Origin of the sequence: Paenibacillus borealis (assembly GCF_000758665.1) — a bacterium.
Classification (GTDB): domain Bacteria; phylum Bacillota; class Bacilli; order Paenibacillales; family Paenibacillaceae; genus Paenibacillus_AQ; species Paenibacillus_AQ borealis.
Genome location: NZ_CP009285.1, coordinates 4,040,336 through 4,060,075, shown reverse-complemented (window position 1 = coordinate 4,060,075; position 19,740 = coordinate 4,040,336). Strand labels below are relative to the sequence as shown.

The following is a 19,740-nucleotide window of genomic DNA, read 5'->3' as shown; positions in this document are numbered from 1 at the left end:
GGTCCAGACCAGTATTACTTTCCTTTGATTTGCGTTAATGCCAGATTCAGCTTCAGTACATTGACACGCTCCTCACCGAATAGTCCCAGATCACGGCCTTCGGTATGTTCAGACACCAGCGCGTTAAGTGTTTCAGCGGGGATTCCGGTCAAATTGCTGATTCTGGGAATCTGCACGATAGCCGCAGCCGGTGAAATATGCGGATCGAGACCTGAACCGGAGTTCGTGACCAGATCTGCCGGCAGCTCACTGACGGGTACACCGGGATTGTCCAGCTTCCATTGGGCAATAGAATCACTTATGCGCTGCAGCATGTCAGGGTTAGACGGCCCGTAGTTATTCGAACCCGAGGCTTCAGCCTTGTATTCAATGCTGGATACTCGGCTCTGGAACAACGCCTGGTCCGTGAAATTCTGCCCGATGAGCTCAGAACCGACTACCTCACCGGCCGGATTCTTCAGCAGGCTTCCGTTCGCCTGCGAAGGCATTAGCACTTGGGCAAGTGCCGTAGATGCCAGCGGATAAATGATTCCGCAGAGTACTATGAATACCGCGCTTAGCCGTATGATAGTGAAGAAATAAGCACCTTTTGAAGGTGAAAGCTGCTCTTCGGCAGTCTCTTTATTGGAATTGTCCATGATGGTGTTGCCTCCTTAAGAATTCAATCGTGTGCTAGTTCACTAAATCCAAATCCTAACAATCATATCAATCAGCTTGATGCCTGCGAATGGAACAACAACGCCGCCAAGCCCATAGATGACTATATTCCGCGCCAGGAGCTTGGTCGAGCTCATCGGCTTGTAGGAGACCCCGCGCATAGCCAGCGGAATCAGCAGCGGGATAATGATGGCGTTGAAGATCAGTGCAGAGATAATCGCGGAGCTTGGGGAGCCGAGTCCCATTACATTGAGGGCCTCCATCTCCGGAATCGCCAGTGTGAACATCGCCGGGATGATGGCGAAATACTTGGCTATATCGTTGGCGATACTGAAGGTGGTCAGCGCACCGCGGGTCATTAGCAGCTGCTTCCCGATCGCTACAACCTCAATGATCTTGGAGGGATCGGAATCCAGATCGACCATATTGGCGGCTTCCTTGGCAGCGGTCGTTCCGCTGTTCATCGCCAGCCCCACATCGGCTTGTGCCAGTGCAGGTGCATCGTTGGTTCCATCACCGGTCATGGCTACAAGCTTGCCTTCATTCTGCTCGCGGCGGATGACGGCGATCTTGTCTTCCGGAGTACTCTCGGCAATGAAATCATCGACTCCGGCTTCGCGGGCAATGGTGGCCGCTGTCAGCGGATTATCCCCTGTGCACATGATCGTCTTGATTCCCATGCTGCGCAGTTCATCGAAGCGTTCCTTCATGCCGGGTTTAACCGTGTCCTTCAGGTAGATCAGCCCGTAGATCCGGTCATCTACTGCAACCGCAAGCGGTGTGCCGCCTAACCGGGCTATTGCATCCGAGTTGCTGTCCAGATCAGCTGGTACTACGCCACCCTGGGCGATTACCCATTTCTTCACGGAATCCACTGCTCCCTTGCGCACCAGGCGCCCGTCCCGCAGATCAATACCACTCATCCGTGTCTCTGCCCTGAATTCGACGAATGCTCCGCCTTCTGCAAGACTGCTGTCGTAGCTGAGCTCCAGCTTCTTGGCCAGCTCCAGTACGGAGCGCCCTTCCGGGGTCTCATCCTTCAGCGAGCTGACCGCCGCCCAGGCGGCAAGCTCAGTGCCTGACGCTCCGCCTGCCGTGACGAATTCACTCGCCATCCGGTTGCCGAAGGTAATCGTCCCGGTTTTATCAAGGATCATTGTGTTGATATCCCCGGCCGCTTCCACCGCTTTACCGGACATTGCCAGCACATTGAACTGGGTAACGCGGTCCATTCCGGCAATTCCGATGGCTGACAGTAGTCCGCCGATGGTAGTCGGGATCAGACAGACCAGAAGAGCAATCATCACCGGAATCTCCAGCTGAACGCCGATGTAATCAGCGATTGGACGCAGCGTAACTACAACGATCAGGAAGATTATCGTCAAGCTGATGAGCAGGGTGTTCAGGGCAATTTCATTCGGTGTCTTCTGGCGTTTCGCTCCTTCAACCAGCGAGATCATCCGGTCCAGGAAGGATTCGCCCGGATCACTCGTAATCCGCACCTTGATCTGGTCACTGACTACACGGGTGCCGCCTGTAACGGATCCGAAGTCGCCTCCGGCTTCCTTAATGACCGGCGCCGATTCTCCGGTAATCGCCGATTCATCTACAGAGGCCAAGCCTTCAATCACTTCACCGTCACCGGGAATCATTTCCCCCTGACTGACGACAACAACGTCACCTTTGCGCAGCTCAGAAGCCGGGACCTGCTTAACCGCTGTTCCCGCCAGCTTATTGGCTGTGATGTCCTGCTTCGTTTTTTTCAGCGAATCGGCTTGCGCTTTACCCCGCCCCTCAGCCAGTGCTTCGGCGAAGTTAGCGAACAGCACCGTGAACAGCAGGATGAAGAATACCGAAATATTGAAACCTACTGAATGCTCCGCATTGAAGTAGCCTGGTGCCAGCACCATGAGCAGTACGATTACCGTACCAACCTCAACTACGAACATGACCGGATTCTTCATTAGGGTAACCGGATTAAGCTTCACGAAACTGTCTTTGGCCGCACTTAGAAGTATAGGACCCGTCAGCAGTTTTTTTCTTTGAACAGTACTCATCTTCTTCTCTCCCTCTCCTACCGTAAAGTCAAATATTCTGCAATTGGACCGAGGACAATAACCGGCAAGAAGGTCAGCGCACCTATAATCAGCACCGTACCAATCAGTATTCCGGTGAACAGTCCGTTATCCGTACGGAAGGTACCAATCGTCTCCGGCACCGGCTTCTTACGCAGCAGTGAACCTGCAACCGCCAGCATGGCGATAATCGAGACATACCGGCCCAGCAGCATGACGATACCCGTTGTGATATTCCAGAAGGAGGTATTATCGGCCAGTCCTTCAAAGCCCGAGCCGTTATTGGCGGCAGAGGATACATATTCATACAGAACCTGGGTCATCCCGTGGAATCCGGGGTTGCTGATACTCCCCTGACCAAGGTCAGTCAGAAAAGCAGCGGCAGTCGGAACCAGAATAATCAGCGGATGGATCAGAATGGCAATGGCAATCAGCTTCATTTCCCTCGCCTCGATCTTCCGTCCAAGGAATTCCGGCGTCCGGCCAACCATCAGCCCGCACAGGAAGACGCCGAGTATAGCATACATCAGCATATTGACCAGCCCGACCCCCTTGCCGCCAAACACGTTATTCAGCATCATCAGTGTCAGAGGCGTAATGCTGCCAAGCGGCGTCAGCGTATCATGCATATTGTTCACACTGCCGGTTGTAGCAGCCGTCGTAACTGTAGTGAACAGAGCAGATTGCGCAATTCCGAACCGCACCTCTTTCCCTTCCATACTGCCTTGCGAGGCATCAATGCCCATCGCGTTAACCGCCGGATTACCCGCACTTTCAGCAGCATAATTCAGCCCGAGCAACAATACGAACAACGTCATCATCGCACTGAAAACCATCCAGCCCTGACGTTTGTTCTTGGCAAACTTCCCGTACATATACGGCAGGGAAGCAGGCAGCAGCCACATCGAGAGAATCTCCAGCACATTGCTCAGCGGGCTCGGGTTCTCAAAAGGATGCGCCGAGTTCGCCCCGAAGAAGCCCCCGCCGTTCGTTCCGATATGCTTAATGGACTCCAGTGAGGCAATCGGCCCGATCGCAATCTGCTGGCTCTGTCCTTCGAGCGTTGTAACCTCAAGTGTAGGTTTCAGTGTCTGCGGCACATGAAGCGCAACAAGCGCCATTGTTACAAGCAGCGCAAGCGGAATGAAGACCCGGATATGCGCTTTGACGAAGTCTTCGAAGAAGTTCCCCACCGAGCTGCGCCCTGTAATCCCTCTGACAAAAGCGACTGCTACCGAGAATCCGCTGGCCGCCGAGGTGAACATCAGCATTGTCATAACCGCCATCTGCGAGAAGTAGGACACGCCTGTCTCCCCGCTGTAATGCTGGAGATTCGTATTGGTAATGAAGCTGATCACCGTATTGAAGGAGAGCGTCTCTTCCATATTACCAATCCCGCCCGGGTTGAGCGGAAGCCCCTTCTGCAGCCGCAGAAGGATGTAACTGAAAGCAACCAGGACAATATTCGTTGCAATGAAGCTGACCGCATATTTCTTCCAGGACATCCCGCCCCGCTGCTTCAGCCCGATCAGACGGTAAATGCCTCTCTCTGTACCGCCGAAGATCCGGTCTGTCCGGTTCGGTTCACCTGAGAATACATGATATAGATAAGTTCCTACCGGTTTCACCAGCAGCACCAGAATTAGAATAACTGCTACAATTTGCACAATACCCACGGATGACCCTCCTCAATATACAAACTAACCTTCATTTCTTTCTTGCCTACTCTCTCCATACTGTATCAATAGATTAAAAATCAACGTTATAAGGTAAAGTGACGGAGGGGATATTTGGAACTGTAGGAGCGAATGCGTACGCCTTTGTCAGCGGATTTCCACCGCGATCAGCGGTATAAATCAAGAAATCTGATGACAACAGCGGCCGGAAGTCCAAATATTCACGCAGTCACGACTAACCTTTATGACACTGATTTTAGATCTTTTTGTACAGCCCCCTTTTTAAAATTTCTCCGGATGAATCAAAGCATAAACCAGATACAGAAACAGAAGTAACGTCGCCGCAAGGACTACCGTCATCACTCAGTCCCCCCTTGTTCATCCACCACATGGCCGCACCATTGCACGAACGCATAGAACAAAACGAATACTGCTGCCAAAGCCACCGTCATATACACATCCATCATCGTCTTTGCCACTCCTCATCCTAATTAATATAGAATCTCTCTCTTGTAACTTCCGGTCTAGCGTACCATTTCTCCCGTTAGTTCAGGGTTAGGGTTTCAGCAGGCGTATTAAGATGACATTAAGAGCGGTAAATCTCATCACCCAGCACCTCATTGACAGCCTGGATAAAAGCCCGATGGCCCCCGTCCGGTTCCATTCTGCGGGGCAGCGCCCGGGCAAGAATCTGCTCCGTCCCCTTCGGGTCGAACTCGAAACTGGTTGCAAGAATCGCCCTGACTTCCCCGGGAGGCGCTCCATTAGCGAACAGGTCCGCTGCTTTATACACAGTGTTGTCCTCATAGCTGCCTTCCTGCTGCAGATAGATCCAGTCGTATCTCTTCTTGATCAGTACCAGCAGTGTTGTGATGACTGTGAACAGCCCGATATTCCTAAACATTAGATCCATTAACATTGCCTTCTTTCCCTGCGTATCACTTCCGGTACAGCGTACCATTCCCGCCGTTAATTCAGGATTAGGGTTTGCTTCAGCGGATAAAGATAGCGTTAAAATGTTCGTTAGATTCCTTGCTCCAGCCACCTGCCCCCCTATCGCAGAACGACAAATAACCATGCCCGTTAAGGACATGGTTATGAATGTTATTTTGAACCGGTGCTATGCGGTTTCCGCTTGCAGATTCAGATGACCTTGCTGTCGTCACCCACCTGCAGCATCCGGTAACCGACACCAATATGCGTCTGGATGTACTTTGGCTGCGAGGGTGTACTCTCAATTTTCTTCCGCAGCGTAGCCATAAACACACGCAGTGCCGGAATATCATACGTATGGCTGCCCCAGATTTCATGCAGGATGTAATTATGGGTCAGAACCTTACCTACGTTCTTGGCCAGCAGGCACAGCAGCTTATATTCAATCGGCGTCAAGTGGATTTCTTCTTCATCCAGCCAGACGCAGCCCGCCGAGTAATCGATCCGCAAATTCCCGTTGGTAAACACAGACGCATCCTTCATCAGCTTCTCGCTGTCCCCCCGGATCCGGCGCAGACTAACCCGCAGTCTGGCCAGCAGCTCCTCCACGCTAAAAGGCTTGGTCAGATAATCATCTGCCCCGGCATCCAGCGCTTCAATCTTGTCCCGGTCTTCACTGCGCGCACTGACCACAATAATTGGAATATTGGACCAGGCCCGGACTTTCCGGATAATATCGACACCATCCATATCAGGCAGTCCCAAATCCAGAATCATGATATCCGGCTGACTGGACACAGCCTCCAGAATCGAAGCTTCACCCGTTTCCGCCGTATGATATTTATAGCCTTGGGTCTCCAGTGTCGTTGTAATGAGCTTGCGGATTGGTTTGTCATCTTCTACCACAAGAATCATAGGTTTATTCATGGACGTTCACCTCTTCTGCCAGCAGGGTGAAGCTGAATACCGTCCCCTGCGGTGCATGATCTCGTAATTCAATATTGCCGCCATGGGCGTGGATGATGGACTTGCAGAGTGCCAGCCCGAGGCCTAATCCTCGCCTGCCGTCCCCGCGCACGTTGTCTGCCGTGTAGAACATTTCGAACACCTTGGCTTTGGCTTCAGCTGAGATTCCCGGGCCGTCATCCGCTACCTCTACTACAACCAAGCCATCCTCTCGTCTGGCAGATACCGTTATATGCGACCCGGCCTGAGTATATTTAATCGCATTATCTACCAGGTTGATGATCACCTGAATAATCAGCCGTGAATCCATTCTGGCCATGAGCAGCTCATCCTCCAGCCGGATCACAATATGATGCTCATCCTTATTGCGGTTTACATGCAGCATGGCTTCGGCAATCACTTCCTCCAGCAGCTCCGCCTGAAAATTCAGGTGAAGGGCGCCGTTATCGATCCGGGTAATGGACAGCAGATTCTCTACCAGATTGATCAGCCACATGGAATCATCGTAGATGTCGTTATACAGCTCTTTCTTCTGCTCTTCATTTAAGACCATCGAGTTGCCGATCAGTATCCCCGCATTGCCGGAAATACTCGTAAGCGGGGTGCGCAGATCATGGGAAATGCCCCGCAGCAGATTGGTCCGCAGCTGTTCCTGCTGGATTTGCAGGGAGATTTCTTTTTGCTTCTCGTTCAGCTTGTCTTTCTCCAGTGCGAGGGCACATTCCCCCAGCATGGCAATCATCAGGCTTTTCTCAAAAACCTCCAGCGGTTCTTCCTCATCCATGACAATACCCGCCACCGCAAAAACCGTATCCCCTCCGCGCACCGCATGATACAGACAATGAGCTGCCGAGAACGTATCCGTGGATGCTCCTGCCCGTTTATTATTCTGCAGCACCCACTCCACAACCTTGCGTTCATCGTGGAGCGTATAGCGCTGCGGATCAACTGCAGATTCTTCTTTGGCAAAAATCAGCGGCTCGGCAAGCTCACCCTCCACCACCTCATAGATAATAATGCTGCGGTCCAGCAGCTTGACCATCTGCAGTGCCGTCTCATTGATGATCGCCGGGGTATCCTTGGCCTGCTGCAACTTCCGGCTTGTCTCCAGCAGAACCTCGGTACGGTAAGCCTTTTGCGCTGATTCCCTGGCTTGTTCCTTGACCCGCAAAGTCAATGTGCTCGTAATGAACGAGGCTGAGAACATGACCAGAAAAGTCACCGGGTAACCGGAATCATAGGCCTGCAGGGAGAAGTAAGGAGCTGTAAAGAAATAATTGAAGACGAGGACACTCAAAATCGAAGTAACCCCGCTGTACAGCCGCCCTTTCGTAACCATCGCATCCAGCAGAACACCCAGAATATATACGGTAATGATATTCGCTTCACTGAAGCCAAGATGCTTGAACCACAACCCGATTAAAGTACAAACCACCAGAATGCCCAGGGTTTTGCCGGTATCAGCCAGAGTCAGAAGCGGAGATCTCGCATATTGCGGGAACCTTTTGTACAAGGATGGACCGTTATCCGGAATAATATAAATATCGATATTCGGAGCAGAAGCCGTCAGCTTGTCGACAATATTAGATTTAGCCGGCCAGCGGTTCTTATGCTGCGAACGTCCCAGAACGATTTTGGAGACCCGGCTTGTTTTGGCATATTCGGCAATTTGCCCGGGAACATCCTCTCCATACACCGTCGCGACCTGTGCTCCGAGCTGCTCCGCCAGTCTTAGATTCTCACGCAGCTCTGCCTTGTTCTTGGCAGTTAATTCTTTCGTCCTCGACGTTTCCACATAGAGTGCCGTGAACGTTCCATGCAGAGCGTCGGCCATTCTGGCCGCGGTGCGGATTACCTTCTTACTGGAGATTGCTGACGACAGGCAGACCAATATATGATCTTTTGTATAAAAGGTTGCACTAGCCGCCTTCTCCCCGAGCTGTACGGCAATTCTGTTCAGCTGGTCAGCAGTATAGCGCAGAGCAATTTCCCGGAGGGCAAGCAGTTTTTCGGGGATAAACAAACCGGCATGCTTCTGCTGCAGCTGTTCATCCGGATAAATGCGGCCTTTATTCAAACGGTCGATCAGATCGCCAGGTCCTACATCAACGAACTCCACCAGATCCGCACGGTCAAATACGCTGTCTGGAATACGCTCCAGCACAGGGATCCCCGTAATGGAGGTCACGACATCGGTCAGACTTTCTATATGCTCAACATTTACCGTCGTGTATACGTTAATTCCAGACCGCAGCAGCTCCTCCACATCCTGATATCTTCTTTTGTGGCGGCCTCCCGGAGCATTAGTGTGGGCGAGATCATCGACCAGGATCAGCTCCGGTCTTCTGCGGATCGCGAGGTCAATATCAAACTCCCGGACCAGTTCTCCGTTAATGGGCAATTCCAGCGGTGGAAGCAGCTCCAGCCCGGACAACAGCTCCGCCGTATCAGCTCTGTCATGAGACTCGATAAAGCCCGCGACCACCTGAAGGCCTTCCTTTTGTTCTTCATGGGCAGCATAGAGCATAGCGCATGTTTTACCTGCTCCCGGTGCGTATCCGAAGAATATTTTCAGCCTGCCCCGCCTTTTCTCTGCCGGTGTATATCCTGCCATTCGAATGGTTCCTTTCCTATATGGACATCATGCCGAGCATGGGTACTATTTCTTGTAGCGTCAGTATAGCATGTGCACAATCAGCATGACATTATGGAATTGGCTGTGGCATTAAGATTACATTAAGATGAGCTGATTTATGGCAGCATTTAGGAGGTGATCCGCAGGCGGTGCCGAATATTGTAGAGTAGAAAATTTTTGCAAACCGATTCTAAGGAGATTTGAGATGACAAACGTTTGACTTAGGATTTGATTCGAAGCCAGAGCCGGCAGCTACTCCTGCTGCGGCTCCGGAGAAATTCAGTATCGCGGATGAACTGCTGAAATTCAAGCAGCTGCTGGATATGGGCGTAATTACACAAGAGGAATTTGACCGCAAGAAATCTGAGCTGCTTAACGGCTAAGTTTCTATCATACTCCATAAAGAGCTATGACTTCTGCCACGGCAGCGGGCATAGCTCTTTTTTTGCAGGCCAACTTTATGGTTCTATCATTTAAGCGAAAATTGAAGTGAGTAAATATAACATGCATTTCCTTGTCTTCTAACAGCCTCTATTTCAAGAGTTGTAGACATGTCACCAGCACCCGCTAATCGAAACAACCCTGAAACTCCATATAAATCATACATCGCTTTACTATATTAAAGTGGATACGCGCACCAGCGGATGCGCAGCAATGCATGTTTTTGCCGGATTTTCAAACTCCCTTTATAATCATAACAATGATTCAATATAGATATGGAGTGAGCATACCTGACATGAATACAATTAAACTGGAGTTCACTGAGCAAAGAAAAATCCGGGCCAACCAGAGATTACAACAAGGAATACTGCAAATTCTCAAGGTGCTGCTGGGTACATTTATCGTGAGTATAGGTATACTAATCCTCAAACGTTCAGAGATCATCACCGGAGGAACCGTAGGTTTGTCACTCAGTTTATCCTATTGGCTGGGCAGCTCGTTCTCCATTATGTATTGCCTGGTCAACATCCCCTTTTATGTGCTGTCCCTGTTCAAAATGGGCTGGAAATTCACCGTATCCACTCTGTTCGCTGTCTCTTCCTTAAGCCTGATGTCGGCTGCAGCTGCCCGCTTGCCTGAATTCGTTCTTCCGGGCTGGTTCGGAGCAGCAATAGGCGGCTCGATCATGGGTCTTGGGATGGCTTACTTGTTCCTGAACGGCTCATCGCTGGGCGGTAGCAATATCCTGGCACTCTTTTTCCATAAGAAATTCGGCTGGAATCCGGGGAAAGTCATGTTTGTGCTTGACGGTCTGATCATCGCCGGTTCGTTCTACTCTATCGGACTGTTCAAGGGTGTCTACTCCGTTCTTTCGATTGTCATCCTGTCGTTCATTATTCATTTGTTCAAAAGCCGCTTCGCTGCTCCGGCCAAAGCTCCGGCACGAACCCCTATCCTTCCGGCGGCAGAAGCTTCTTAACTGTGACGTTATTGAAGTAGCGTCAGCCAAGTCAGTCATCCCGGGCGTTGGTTGAAGCTTTTTACCGCTGAGCTTGATCTAGAGCATCTTCTATCGCTTTAAGATAGGCTTTGCTCGTAAGCGAGGCACCGCTGATACTGTCCACCTGCAGCGATTGAGCCCGGATCACTCTGCTGAATAACTCCTCAGCAGAAGTATCCGGCTGATTCTTCGAATGCTCCAGCAGCTTAATCGCTGTAACCTTCTGCGCTGTGACGGTTACCTGAACCTTATTCGCCCTCCACTTATACATCCCGCCTGCATATTCACCAATATAATCTCCTGCATGCAGCTGTTTGAAATCCACTTCAGCAATTTGAACATTTCTGGCTTCGCGGTGCTCTTTCTCCGTGAATAGCCATCCTGCAGCTAAGCCTGCCAATACAATAATAATTACAGAAATACACACAATGAGCAGGTTTCGTTTCCACCTTGACTTCACTTCAATCCTCCTTTTGTGAATGAATATAACTGTATTCATTCATTTCACGGCATTCTTAGCCATTCTTCTTCCGATTAGATCAAATATACGTCCAGCCAGCCTTTTGAAGGGCCCCAGAGCTGCCGTGTAATAATAAGCCGACTCAAACCAGCCGTTATCCCTGTAATGCCGGTAATCTCTTGACTTGTCATCCAGCATGTTATGAATACTGGTCCTGGACAACCGGAACAGCATCAGTCTGAACAGCGTTGGTGCCGGAGGTGACGGACGCATAAGTTCTTTGTAGAATCTGGCGGCGGCCTTGCGGATTTCCTGTGAATTTCTCTCCTGTGCAGCTGCTGTCACCGGCTCCATTGTCTGAAGCACACAGCCCTGGGTCACCTGGAAGCCCAGATTCTCCCCCATGCTGCTTAGATATTTGACGATACCCTTGCCGCCGTGTATTCCCTGGTTGACAATTGCTGTATAAGTCTTGCCGAAGAACTGCGGCCGATGGAATACATAAGCCAGGCGGTCCAGCAGATTCTTCATCGATGCCGATACATGGAATGCATAATTCGGAGTAGCCATAATAACACCGTCGGAGCTCTCCATCTTCCCGATCAGCACATCCCGGTCATCCTTGAGCGGGCACAATTCTTCACCTTTACTGAAACAGACCTTGCAGCCCCGGCAGAACTCAAGTCTGTAATCCTTCAGGAAAATGTACTCAAACTCAATTTCCCCATAAGTTCTTAGCTGAGCTTCAAATTCGCAGACTGCTCTGTACGTGGCGTGCTTTTGCTGATTACCGATGATTGCTGTGACTTTCTTCATGACTGTCCCTCCAGAGTAGTGATGAGTTAATAATTATATTGTGGAGCCGTGTTTGTGAATGAATAATATATTATTCATTCATATCATATATTAACATAGATATGCCCCGTTGTCTGTCCGGATAGAGCTTGATCTTGAACGATTAGTGAAGATCTGCTACATTTTTATTCTGCCCCGTCCGGCATGTAAAAAAGGCCACAAGCGGCATCCGCTTATGGCCCCATCATTACCCGTATAGTATTCAACCAGAAGAAGACAAGTCCATACTAAATAGTCATTGTATTCGTCAACTGTCCCAGCTTCTCAATCTGCACGGTTACCGTATCTCCTGCTTGCAGATACACCTGCTGTTCCTGCGGATACCCCAGCATAACACCTTCCGGAGTACCTGTCATAATCATATCCCCCGGCTCCAGTGTGAAATGCAGTGAAATATAGCTGATCATCTCATCGCACTTAAAGATCATATCGGCTGTATTGGACGATTGGCGAAGCTCACCGTTGACGGTACACGAAATCGCAAGCCGGTTCGGGTCCCCCACTTCATCGGCAGTTACGAGATAAGGGCCGACCGGAGCGAATTTATCACAGGTTTTGCCCAGGAGCCACTGCTGGGTCCGCATTTGCAGATCGCGGGCGGAGAGGTCATTGCCACAGCAGTATCCGTATACGTACTTATAGGCTTCCTCCCTGGAGACATTCCGGGCCGTCCGCCCCATCACGATTACAAGCTCGGCTTCATAGTCCACTTTCTGCGAGGCAGCAGGCAGCGGTACCGGCTCCAGATGAGCTGCCAGAGCATTATTGAATTTGCTGAACAGAATCGGCGTCTGCGGTATAGGGGCATTCGTTTCTTCCGCATGTTTGCGGTAATTCAGACCGACACAGATGATTTTACCGGGACTCTGGACACAAGGGGCAAGCTGCAGCGCGGATTCATCAAGCAGAGCTATGGATTCTGACACATCTACTCCGCCTGCCGCTTGGACGGCAAGTCCGTTAAGGTGCGATAGAATTTCCGGCCCTCCGGCAATCAAATCCTGCAGTGTTAAGGATCTTGTCCCTTTCACGAGACCGGACGCTGCTAACGCTTGTTCAACATCCAATATGCCAGCTTCCGTATGTACTCCCAGCCGGGTAACGCCCTCTTGAATATAGGATAGTATTTTCATAACTAAGCTGCCCCTTTATAGTCTTGTAATAAAAGCTTGAACAATACCCAGCACTTCACCGGACCAGAAATCCGGACCGCCATGATCCGCGCCCTCTATTTTGTAGAACTCAACATCCTTACCCTTCTGCTTCAGGTCATTGTACAGCAGCACACTTTGCTCAAAAGGAACCAGACGATCCTTATTGCCATGGATAATCAGTATAGGCGGAATGTCCACTTCCTTGGAGATGTGATTCATTATAATGGTAGGTGATGCCTTCTCTAAATTCTCCAGTACATTAAGTCCTCCGATCAACAGGCCTTCGGGAGAATCTGCTCCTGAGTGATCCATCGTAGAATGTGCCTCATTCATCCGGGTAATATCTGCGGGTCCGTAGTAGTCGATGATACCTTTCACTTGGCAGGAAAATCCGTCGTACACATCCGTATCGAGCGTCTTGTCTTGCGGGGTTATTCCCGTCATCACTGCCGTATGTCCGCCAGAGGAATCGCCCCAGATAACTATTTCTTCCGGGTTAATCTTGAACTGCCCGGCATGCTTCCGGAGATAACGGATGGCTGTTTTGGCATCCTGAATCTGTGCGGGGAACGGTGCTATGTCAGACGGCCGGTATTCCACTATAGCGACAGCGTAGCCTTGCCTGGATATCCAGGACAGCGGTGCGAGATTCGCATCCAGATGCTGCTGTCTCCATGCCGAACCTTGCACGAACACCAGCAGCGGCCAGGTTGCATCCGGACGTTCATGCTGTGACGGTAGTATCAGATGCATATGCAGGGGCAGACCATCCCTCTCGCAATAGGTATGATTATGCAGCACGGTGCAATAGACCGCATCTGGATTCATAGGCAGCACTTTCATCCCCTCTGCTGTCGCTGCCGATGCTGGAAACTCCTTGTAGCTGAGCTCTCTGGGTTCAATTCGCATGTACCTCTGCCTCCTCATGAACTCTATTGAGTAAATTTTACCACTTCTATTCATAACTTGTCTTACCGATACGTTTAAATATGAATGCAATTAAAAAAGGAGCTGCGGCACGATACCGGGCTCCCCTATGATTTATAGCCATGAACCTCTTGAGAAAGCTATGGCACCTGTATAATCTACATACACATCCTTGATCAACGGATTATGCAGTACACCGGAAACACAATAAAACAGCGGGAGAATCACCATTTGGTCGATAAGCATTTTTTCGGCTTTTGCATAGATTTGCATGCGTATAACAGGATCTGCCGTTTGCCGGGCTTCCTTTATATAAGCGTCATACCATTCATCGCTCCAGCCTGAATCATTATCCGGACTCCATGAGGTGAACAGCTCCAGCATAGATGCCGGATCATTGAAATCAGCCCCCCAACCTGCTCTAGCCACCGAGAAATTCTGATTCACCCGGTTATCCATCAGCTCCGGCCAGCTCTGCACCTCAATGCTTGCCTGAATGCCAAGCTTCTCTTTCCAATCCGAAATGACAGACTCTGCAATGGAAGCATGGTCGCCCTCATCATTCATAATAATTGAAAACCCTGGAAGAGTAGTCAATCCTTCTTCACGTAACCCTTCCTCCAGCAGCGCCTTCGCCATTGCAGCATCCTCTTTAAAATAGGCATTGTCGGACACCTCTGTCCGGAAGTTCAGCTTGGCTCCGTGAATACTTGGGGGAACAACTCCAAACGCAGGAGTGCCGTAACGCAGGCCTTCGCGGTCAACGGCCATAGCCAATGCCTTACGTATTTTCAGATTCTTAAAAGGACCTGAATTCAGATTGAACTGATAGTAATAGTTAGATGCATAAGGCGCTCCATAAGTAAGCTTGGAGCTTCTGTTATCTAAAGAGGACGAATCCAGAATCTCTTGTCCGCCGCCTCCGACCCAATCCACCTCTTTATTGACGAAAGCAGCCGTCGGATTCGCGGTTCCGGCTTTTGGCAGCAGCAAGCGTACTTCAGACAGCTTAATTTCTTTGGCCGCATAATAATTTGGATTCTTACCTAGAACAATTTCTTTATAGGACCATTGCTTCAATTTGAAAGGACCATTAGTGACCATAGATTTAATGTTTCTCGCCCATTGGCTATTGGCCTTTGCGGTCTTCGGGTACACGGGCAGATAGATGCTCTCCGCAAGCAGCTGGATGAAATAAGAGGTTTTCTCCTTTAATGTGACCTGAAGCGTAGTTTTATTCAACGCCTTTACGCCGATTCTGGCAGCGTCCTTGAGCTTTCCCTCGTTGTAATCCTGTGCATTATTAATCATGTACATATTAAAAGCGTATACCTGCTTGGCTTCCGGGGCGAGCGCCCGCTTCCAGGCATATTCAAAGTCCGAGGCCAGCACCTGCTGCCCATTGCTCCATTTCGCATCCGAACGAAGGGTGAAGGTATGCGTCAGCCCATCATTCGATAGGGTCCATGATTTCGCGATTGCGGGTACAGCCTGGCCAGCCGCATTCAGGCGGACCAGCCCTTCGAACAATCCTTTGACAACCGTAACTGTGCTGTCATCCGCTGCTGAAGCCGGATCAAGAAGCTCTGGAAGTGTTCCAAGGCCTATGCGCAATACCTTATCCGCTTGTGCAGCCGATGAAGCACTTGTCCCTCCTGTGAGCGTTACACTCATCATTAATCCTATTGCCAAAATGACATGAAGCAACCTTTTCATCGACGTTTCCCCTTTGTAAAGCCATTATGTATTAGTAATAGGATAGCATGGAGGGCAGATAATACGCTGTCGTAATTTATCGAAGATTATTAATTATATTCCTGGCAAAAAAAGAGGAGCCCGCTTGAGCCCCTCCCCTGTTCTATCTCCGTTCTACTGAATCAGAAGCCCAAACCCGGTCTGGATATAATACAGGCTTGGATAAGCAATATTGCTGGTAGTCAGGTTATTGAATGTAGCCGAGCCGTTGCCGGTATACGTGTAGATCGCAGCTCCCTTATGGGCGCCGGAGAACCGTGAAGTTGTCACTCCGTCGAGCCCTGTACCGTTAATATTAATGTTGTTGAATACGATATTGGAGAATCCGCCTCCGTATCCGAACTGGATCGCATCGCGCTGGGTGTTGATGATGTCGATGTTAGTGAATGTTATGTTCTTGATCGGGTCACTTGAAGCTTCGAGGTCGATCGCGCCGCGCTCCCCGTCATACAAGTCACGGCTGGTGCCGCTGTTAATAATCGTGGTATCCGAGAAAAGAATGCCCGTGTTGTTGTTGAAATGCGCCCCCGGGAATGTCGTGTTCAATCGAATGCCGGAACCACCTACCGTGTCGATAATGTAGTTATGATCCGCTTTGTGTCCGCTGCCTCCGAAGAAGGCAATCCCGCCTGCACGCCAGTTATTCTCAATGGTATTGTATGAGAAGGTATTATTCACACCATCCGGAGCGCCGAAAGTGTTGCTCGGCCACACGGCCAGACCATCGTCCCCGTTATTCCGTACATTGGTGTTGCGGACGGTCGAGTTGCTGGTACCCTGGGAGTAGTTGATACCGTCAGCAAGATTGTTACGGATACGGCTGTTCTCCACAAGCAGATTGTTCGCGAAGATTGCCGGGGTCCGTGCATAATCCCCAACCCACATGCCGCATTCAAAATGCTCTACCCAGACATCATGGATGATAGAGTTATTGCCGAAGTTATCCATGAAGCCTTTGTAGATGGCATTCTGGTTGTAACGTGATCTGAGATTAGAGTTCATATAGACATTACTGAAATCCAGTTTGCCTAAGATCCGGAGTGAGATCCCGCCGCCCGCAGCATTAGGATTGGTGAACTGCAGGTTGGTATGCCAGTACCCTGCACCCGTAACCGTAAAGTTATTGATCATATTGCTGACAGAGCCAATCACCCACATGCTGCTCAGATTGAAGGTTCCGGCTGGAATATAGAGTGATTTGTTCCCAGCCACAGCTGCTGTAACCGCACTGTTGAAGGCTGCGAGATCATCCTGTCCATCATCCGCAACTGCACCGTAATCGGTAACCGATACCGAGTTGGCCGGACGGGCGATGGCCGCCGGTACTGGCTCGATTTCCAGGAAGTCTACGCCATATTCGAGGCTGTCCCCGTTACTCTTCTGAATACGGATCGTGTCGCCGGGCTGGAGCGGTGTATCCATTTTCCAGTGCACCTCATCGAAGCGGAATAACGGCCGTCCTGCACTTGGGGCATCACCCGGCTGGTCGCCGGAGAAATACTGCCAGGAGTAGTACGAGGTAAGCGGGATGGTTTTGGCTTTGGTGCCATTTACATATACATCCAGTGCACCGGTAAGACCCATACCGTCTGCCGAATCCGGCATGGTGAATCTCATCGTAACCCCGGCACCGCCTTGACCTGAACGGACGGTCCACTGGGCATAAGAACCATTCGATGGAAGCGCCACATAACTCTGGCCCGAAGCTTCTGACGCGATCAGCGTCTGATCGAAGTTCGGAGCAGATTTCAGTACGGCAGAACCGCCGCGGGTTGCATCTTGTGTATCATACCGGCTGTACGGCACGCTTGCCCCGCGCAGGGCATACACAACCAGATTAACGGTATTCACATTGTTAGCCTGCTTGGTTGTAACTTCATTCGCATCTACAGCGATTGTTGTGGTGACGGTGTAATTGCCGTTGACTGCGCTCCATGTTCCCGGGATGGAGACATTCACAGAAGCCCCGGCAGCAATCGCTCCGCTGTAGGAGCCGGTGAATGTCTGCACGGTGGAGCCAGCTGAGTTCTTCAATACTACAGTGATTCCATGTGCACCGCCTGCGGAAGCAATAGTGCCCTGATTCTTGAGATTGACTGTGAAGGCTACGCTGTTCCCCGCCACCGGATTGCCGGGTGACCAGGATGTCGTGCCAACAAGGTCAGAGCTGGATACAGGGGCAACTACGAGTGATGAAGGACTGGTGTAGCTGTTATTGCTGTCATTCTGTTCAATGATCAGATTAGTCTCATCTACCTTGGCACTGAGCGGGTAGGTGGCGGCTGTTCGGGTTCCGGCATTCAATGATACGGTTGCCGAAGCACCCGCTGCCAGAGCTGCTACCGGTGCAGAACCTGCCAGCTCGTTGTTCAAATAGAAATTAACCGTTGTAGCCGCAGAAGCAGCACTGCCGCTATTCTTCACAACGGCATTCAATGTGATCTCATTCGTTTCCACCGGAGCAGCCGGAGTCCAGGACATACCTGTGATGGTCAGGTCCGGGTTCGGCGCAGGCGTCCCATATACCTGGAACTCGGCAATCTGCCCGGCAGGTGCACCTGAATTTGAAGTAATATTGATCTGGACACGTTTGACGGTTGCCGTTACGGGAATCGTCACCGTGTTTCCGGTGGTCGGATTGAATGTATACGCCTGAGCGGAGACCAGATTGCTGAAGGTTGTCGTGCTCTGATTGTGCCCGAGCACTTGAATATTCTGGGTCCGTGTCCCCCATTCCGTGGCGGGGTTCAGCTTCAGCACAACCGAAGTAATATTATGGTTCGCACCAAGATCAAGCGTTAGTGAGCTCGGATTGCCGTTTCCTTCCCAGTAAGTAGCCGTATTATTGTCATTGGCATTACCGGCAGTGAAATTCTGTGTGCTGGAAGAGGCGCTTATTGCCTTGCCAATGGCGATATTCCCTCCAGGTGAAGCTGTTGGCGTGGGAACCGGTGTGGCAGTCGGCGTTGGCGATGCCGTCGGAACTGGAGTTGCGGTTGGCGCAGGTGTAGGTGTGGAAGTCGGAGCCACCGTAGCCGTAGCTACCGGTGTTGGTGTTGGAGCCGTTGTAGGAGCTGTTGTAGGTGAAGGAGTTGGCGTGGCGGTCACTGCTGACGCGACCACAATCTGATCGAGATTGACGTTCCCGGTATCGCCTGCATCATATTTGTAGGCGATGGTATTGCTGCCGGAATTCAGCGTCAGAACCTCTGCCTTCGTGCTCCAGGTATCCCAGTTCGCCAGATTAGGCAATGTGGACTGGCGGATTTTGGTTCCGTTCACATAGATGCTGATGGTCTTATCGCTTCCGCTCGCGTTAGCGTACTTCAGCGTAACATTCCGCGAACCCGCTGCAGCTACACTCACCGTGAAGGTAGTTGCCGGTCCTTGGGTCAGATAACCGTCAACAAACCCCGTACCGGAGTAACCCGCATGATCTGTGTTTACTTTCGCCCCGCCGGAGAGTGCTGCGGATTCCGCTTCATAGGTACCGGCTGGAACCGGTGTTGCAGTAGGCGCAGCTGTCGGAGTGCTGGCACCGTAAATTTCAAGCTCAGAGAACTGGGCGGCCGGCCATCCTGTGTTCGCGGTTACCAATAGACGCACATAACGCGTGCTTGCTGCAGCAAAGTTAACCGTGACACTGTTGCCCGCAACCGATGGATTAAACACATAAGCTGCAGAAGCCACAATATCCGTAAATGTGGAACCGTTCGTACTCCCCTGTACGGCCAGCGTCTGCGTGCGTGTTTCCCAGCCAGCAGGAATCTTCAGCACCACCTGGTCAATACTGGTGAGCGCACCCAGGTCAACCTGAATCCATTGGGGAAAAGCATCATTTGTACTTTCCCAATAAGTGTTCTGATTGCTGTCCTTGACATTGTCAGGCGAATACGTCTGAGATTGGCCGCTGGAAGTGATGGTTTTGTTAAGCGTCAGATTCTGTCCGCCGGCAGCTGATGAATGTGTCAGCGGTCCGGCAGCCATAAACAGAGTGGAGATTAGCAGTGTAACTACAAGTGACCATACGACATACTTGTTGCGCATTATAATCCTCCTTAATCTGATGTTAGAACGGCACATAGAATTTTCTGAAGTAATGAAATGATAGCGATTACAAAAATTATTATCCGTACCAAACCATCATTTGCTTCCAACGTGTAGGTGCCACTCTACTGATATTTCCACTACTCAACCGGCTTGCGA

General features: G+C 50.7%; 14 protein-coding genes and 1 pseudogene. 2 read left to right on the top strand and 13 right to left on the bottom strand.

Annotated elements, in window-relative coordinates; genetic code table 11:
• Positions 1–14: 14 nt before the first annotated feature.
• From kdpC to PBOR_RS17100, 7 genes are all read right to left on the bottom strand, one after another.
• Positions 15–638 (bottom strand): potassium-transporting ATPase subunit KdpC, encoded by a 624-nt coding sequence (gene kdpC, locus PBOR_RS17125; protein ID WP_042213648.1) that lies wholly within the window; start codon positions 636–638, stop codon positions 15–17.
• Positions 639–680: 42 nt separating this feature from the next.
• Positions 681–2,714: a potassium-transporting ATPase subunit KdpB gene (kdpB, locus tag PBOR_RS17120; RefSeq protein WP_042213646.1), complete on the bottom strand. Its 2,034-nt coding sequence runs from the start codon at positions 2,712–2,714 to the stop codon at positions 681–683.
• Between the two features lie 17 nt (positions 2,715–2,731).
• Entirely contained in the window at positions 2,732–4,408 is a 1,677-nt protein-coding gene (gene kdpA, locus PBOR_RS17115; RefSeq protein ID WP_042213643.1) for a potassium-transporting ATPase subunit KdpA, read from the bottom strand.
• Between the two features lie 282 nt (positions 4,409–4,690).
• On the bottom strand, positions 4,691–4,768 hold the full coding sequence (kdpF, locus tag PBOR_RS38590; protein ID WP_157764199.1) for a K(+)-transporting ATPase subunit F: 78 nt from the start codon (positions 4,766–4,768) through the stop codon (positions 4,691–4,693).
• Positions 4,769–4,994: 226 nt separating this feature from the next.
• Positions 4,995–5,321, bottom strand: coding sequence for a hypothetical protein (locus PBOR_RS17110; protein WP_042213641.1), 327 nt, complete (start codon positions 5,319–5,321; stop codon positions 4,995–4,997).
• Between the two features lie 230 nt (positions 5,322–5,551).
• Positions 5,552–6,268, bottom strand: coding sequence for a response regulator (locus PBOR_RS17105; protein WP_042213639.1), 717 nt, complete (start codon positions 6,266–6,268; stop codon positions 5,552–5,554).
• Positions 6,261–8,921, bottom strand: coding sequence for a sensor histidine kinase (locus PBOR_RS17100; protein ID WP_042213637.1), 2,661 nt, complete (start codon positions 8,919–8,921; stop codon positions 6,261–6,263). The genes PBOR_RS17105 and PBOR_RS17100 overlap by 8 nt, the downstream gene beginning before the upstream one ends.
• A 299-nt stretch (positions 8,922–9,220) precedes the next feature.
• Here PBOR_RS17100 and PBOR_RS38085 point away from each other — a divergent pair.
• A pseudogene (locus PBOR_RS38085) lies at positions 9,221–9,325 on the top strand (SHOCT domain-containing protein); the annotation flags it as partial.
• A gap of 353 nt (positions 9,326–9,678) precedes the next feature.
• Entirely contained in the window at positions 9,679–10,362 is a 684-nt protein-coding gene (locus PBOR_RS17095) for a YitT family protein (RefSeq protein ID WP_245648215.1), read from the top strand.
• A gap of 61 nt (positions 10,363–10,423) precedes the next feature.
• Here PBOR_RS17095 and PBOR_RS17090 read toward each other — a convergent pair whose 3' ends face one another.
• From PBOR_RS17090 to PBOR_RS17065, 6 genes are all read right to left on the bottom strand, one after another.
• The gene (locus PBOR_RS17090; protein WP_042213635.1) at positions 10,424–10,843 is read right to left on the bottom strand and encodes an FMN-binding protein; all 420 of its coding nucleotides are present in this window, start codon (positions 10,841–10,843) and stop codon (positions 10,424–10,426) included.
• Between the two features lie 39 nt (positions 10,844–10,882).
• Positions 10,883–11,659, bottom strand: coding sequence for a flavodoxin family protein (locus tag PBOR_RS17085; RefSeq protein ID WP_042213633.1), 777 nt, complete (start codon positions 11,657–11,659; stop codon positions 10,883–10,885).
• Between the two features lie 266 nt (positions 11,660–11,925).
• Positions 11,926–12,831 carry a fumarylacetoacetate hydrolase family protein gene (locus PBOR_RS17080; protein WP_042213631.1) on the bottom strand — a complete coding sequence of 302 codons (906 nt, stop codon included), beginning with the start codon at positions 12,829–12,831 and terminating at the stop codon, positions 11,926–11,928.
• A 15-nt stretch (positions 12,832–12,846) separates the two neighbouring features.
• Positions 12,847–13,761, bottom strand: coding sequence for an alpha/beta hydrolase (locus tag PBOR_RS17075; protein ID WP_052429517.1), 915 nt, complete (start codon positions 13,759–13,761; stop codon positions 12,847–12,849).
• A gap of 132 nt (positions 13,762–13,893) precedes the next feature.
• A complete protein-coding gene (locus PBOR_RS17070) occupies positions 13,894–15,456 on the bottom strand; it encodes a peptide ABC transporter substrate-binding protein (protein ID WP_218918911.1) in 1,563 nt (520 codons plus the stop codon).
• A 192-nt stretch (positions 15,457–15,648) separates the two neighbouring features.
• Positions 15,649–19,581, bottom strand: a complete 3,933-nt coding sequence (locus PBOR_RS17065) for a discoidin domain-containing protein (RefSeq protein ID WP_042213625.1) — start codon at positions 19,579–19,581, stop codon at positions 15,649–15,651.
• Between the last annotated feature and the right edge of the window lie 159 nt (positions 19,582–19,740).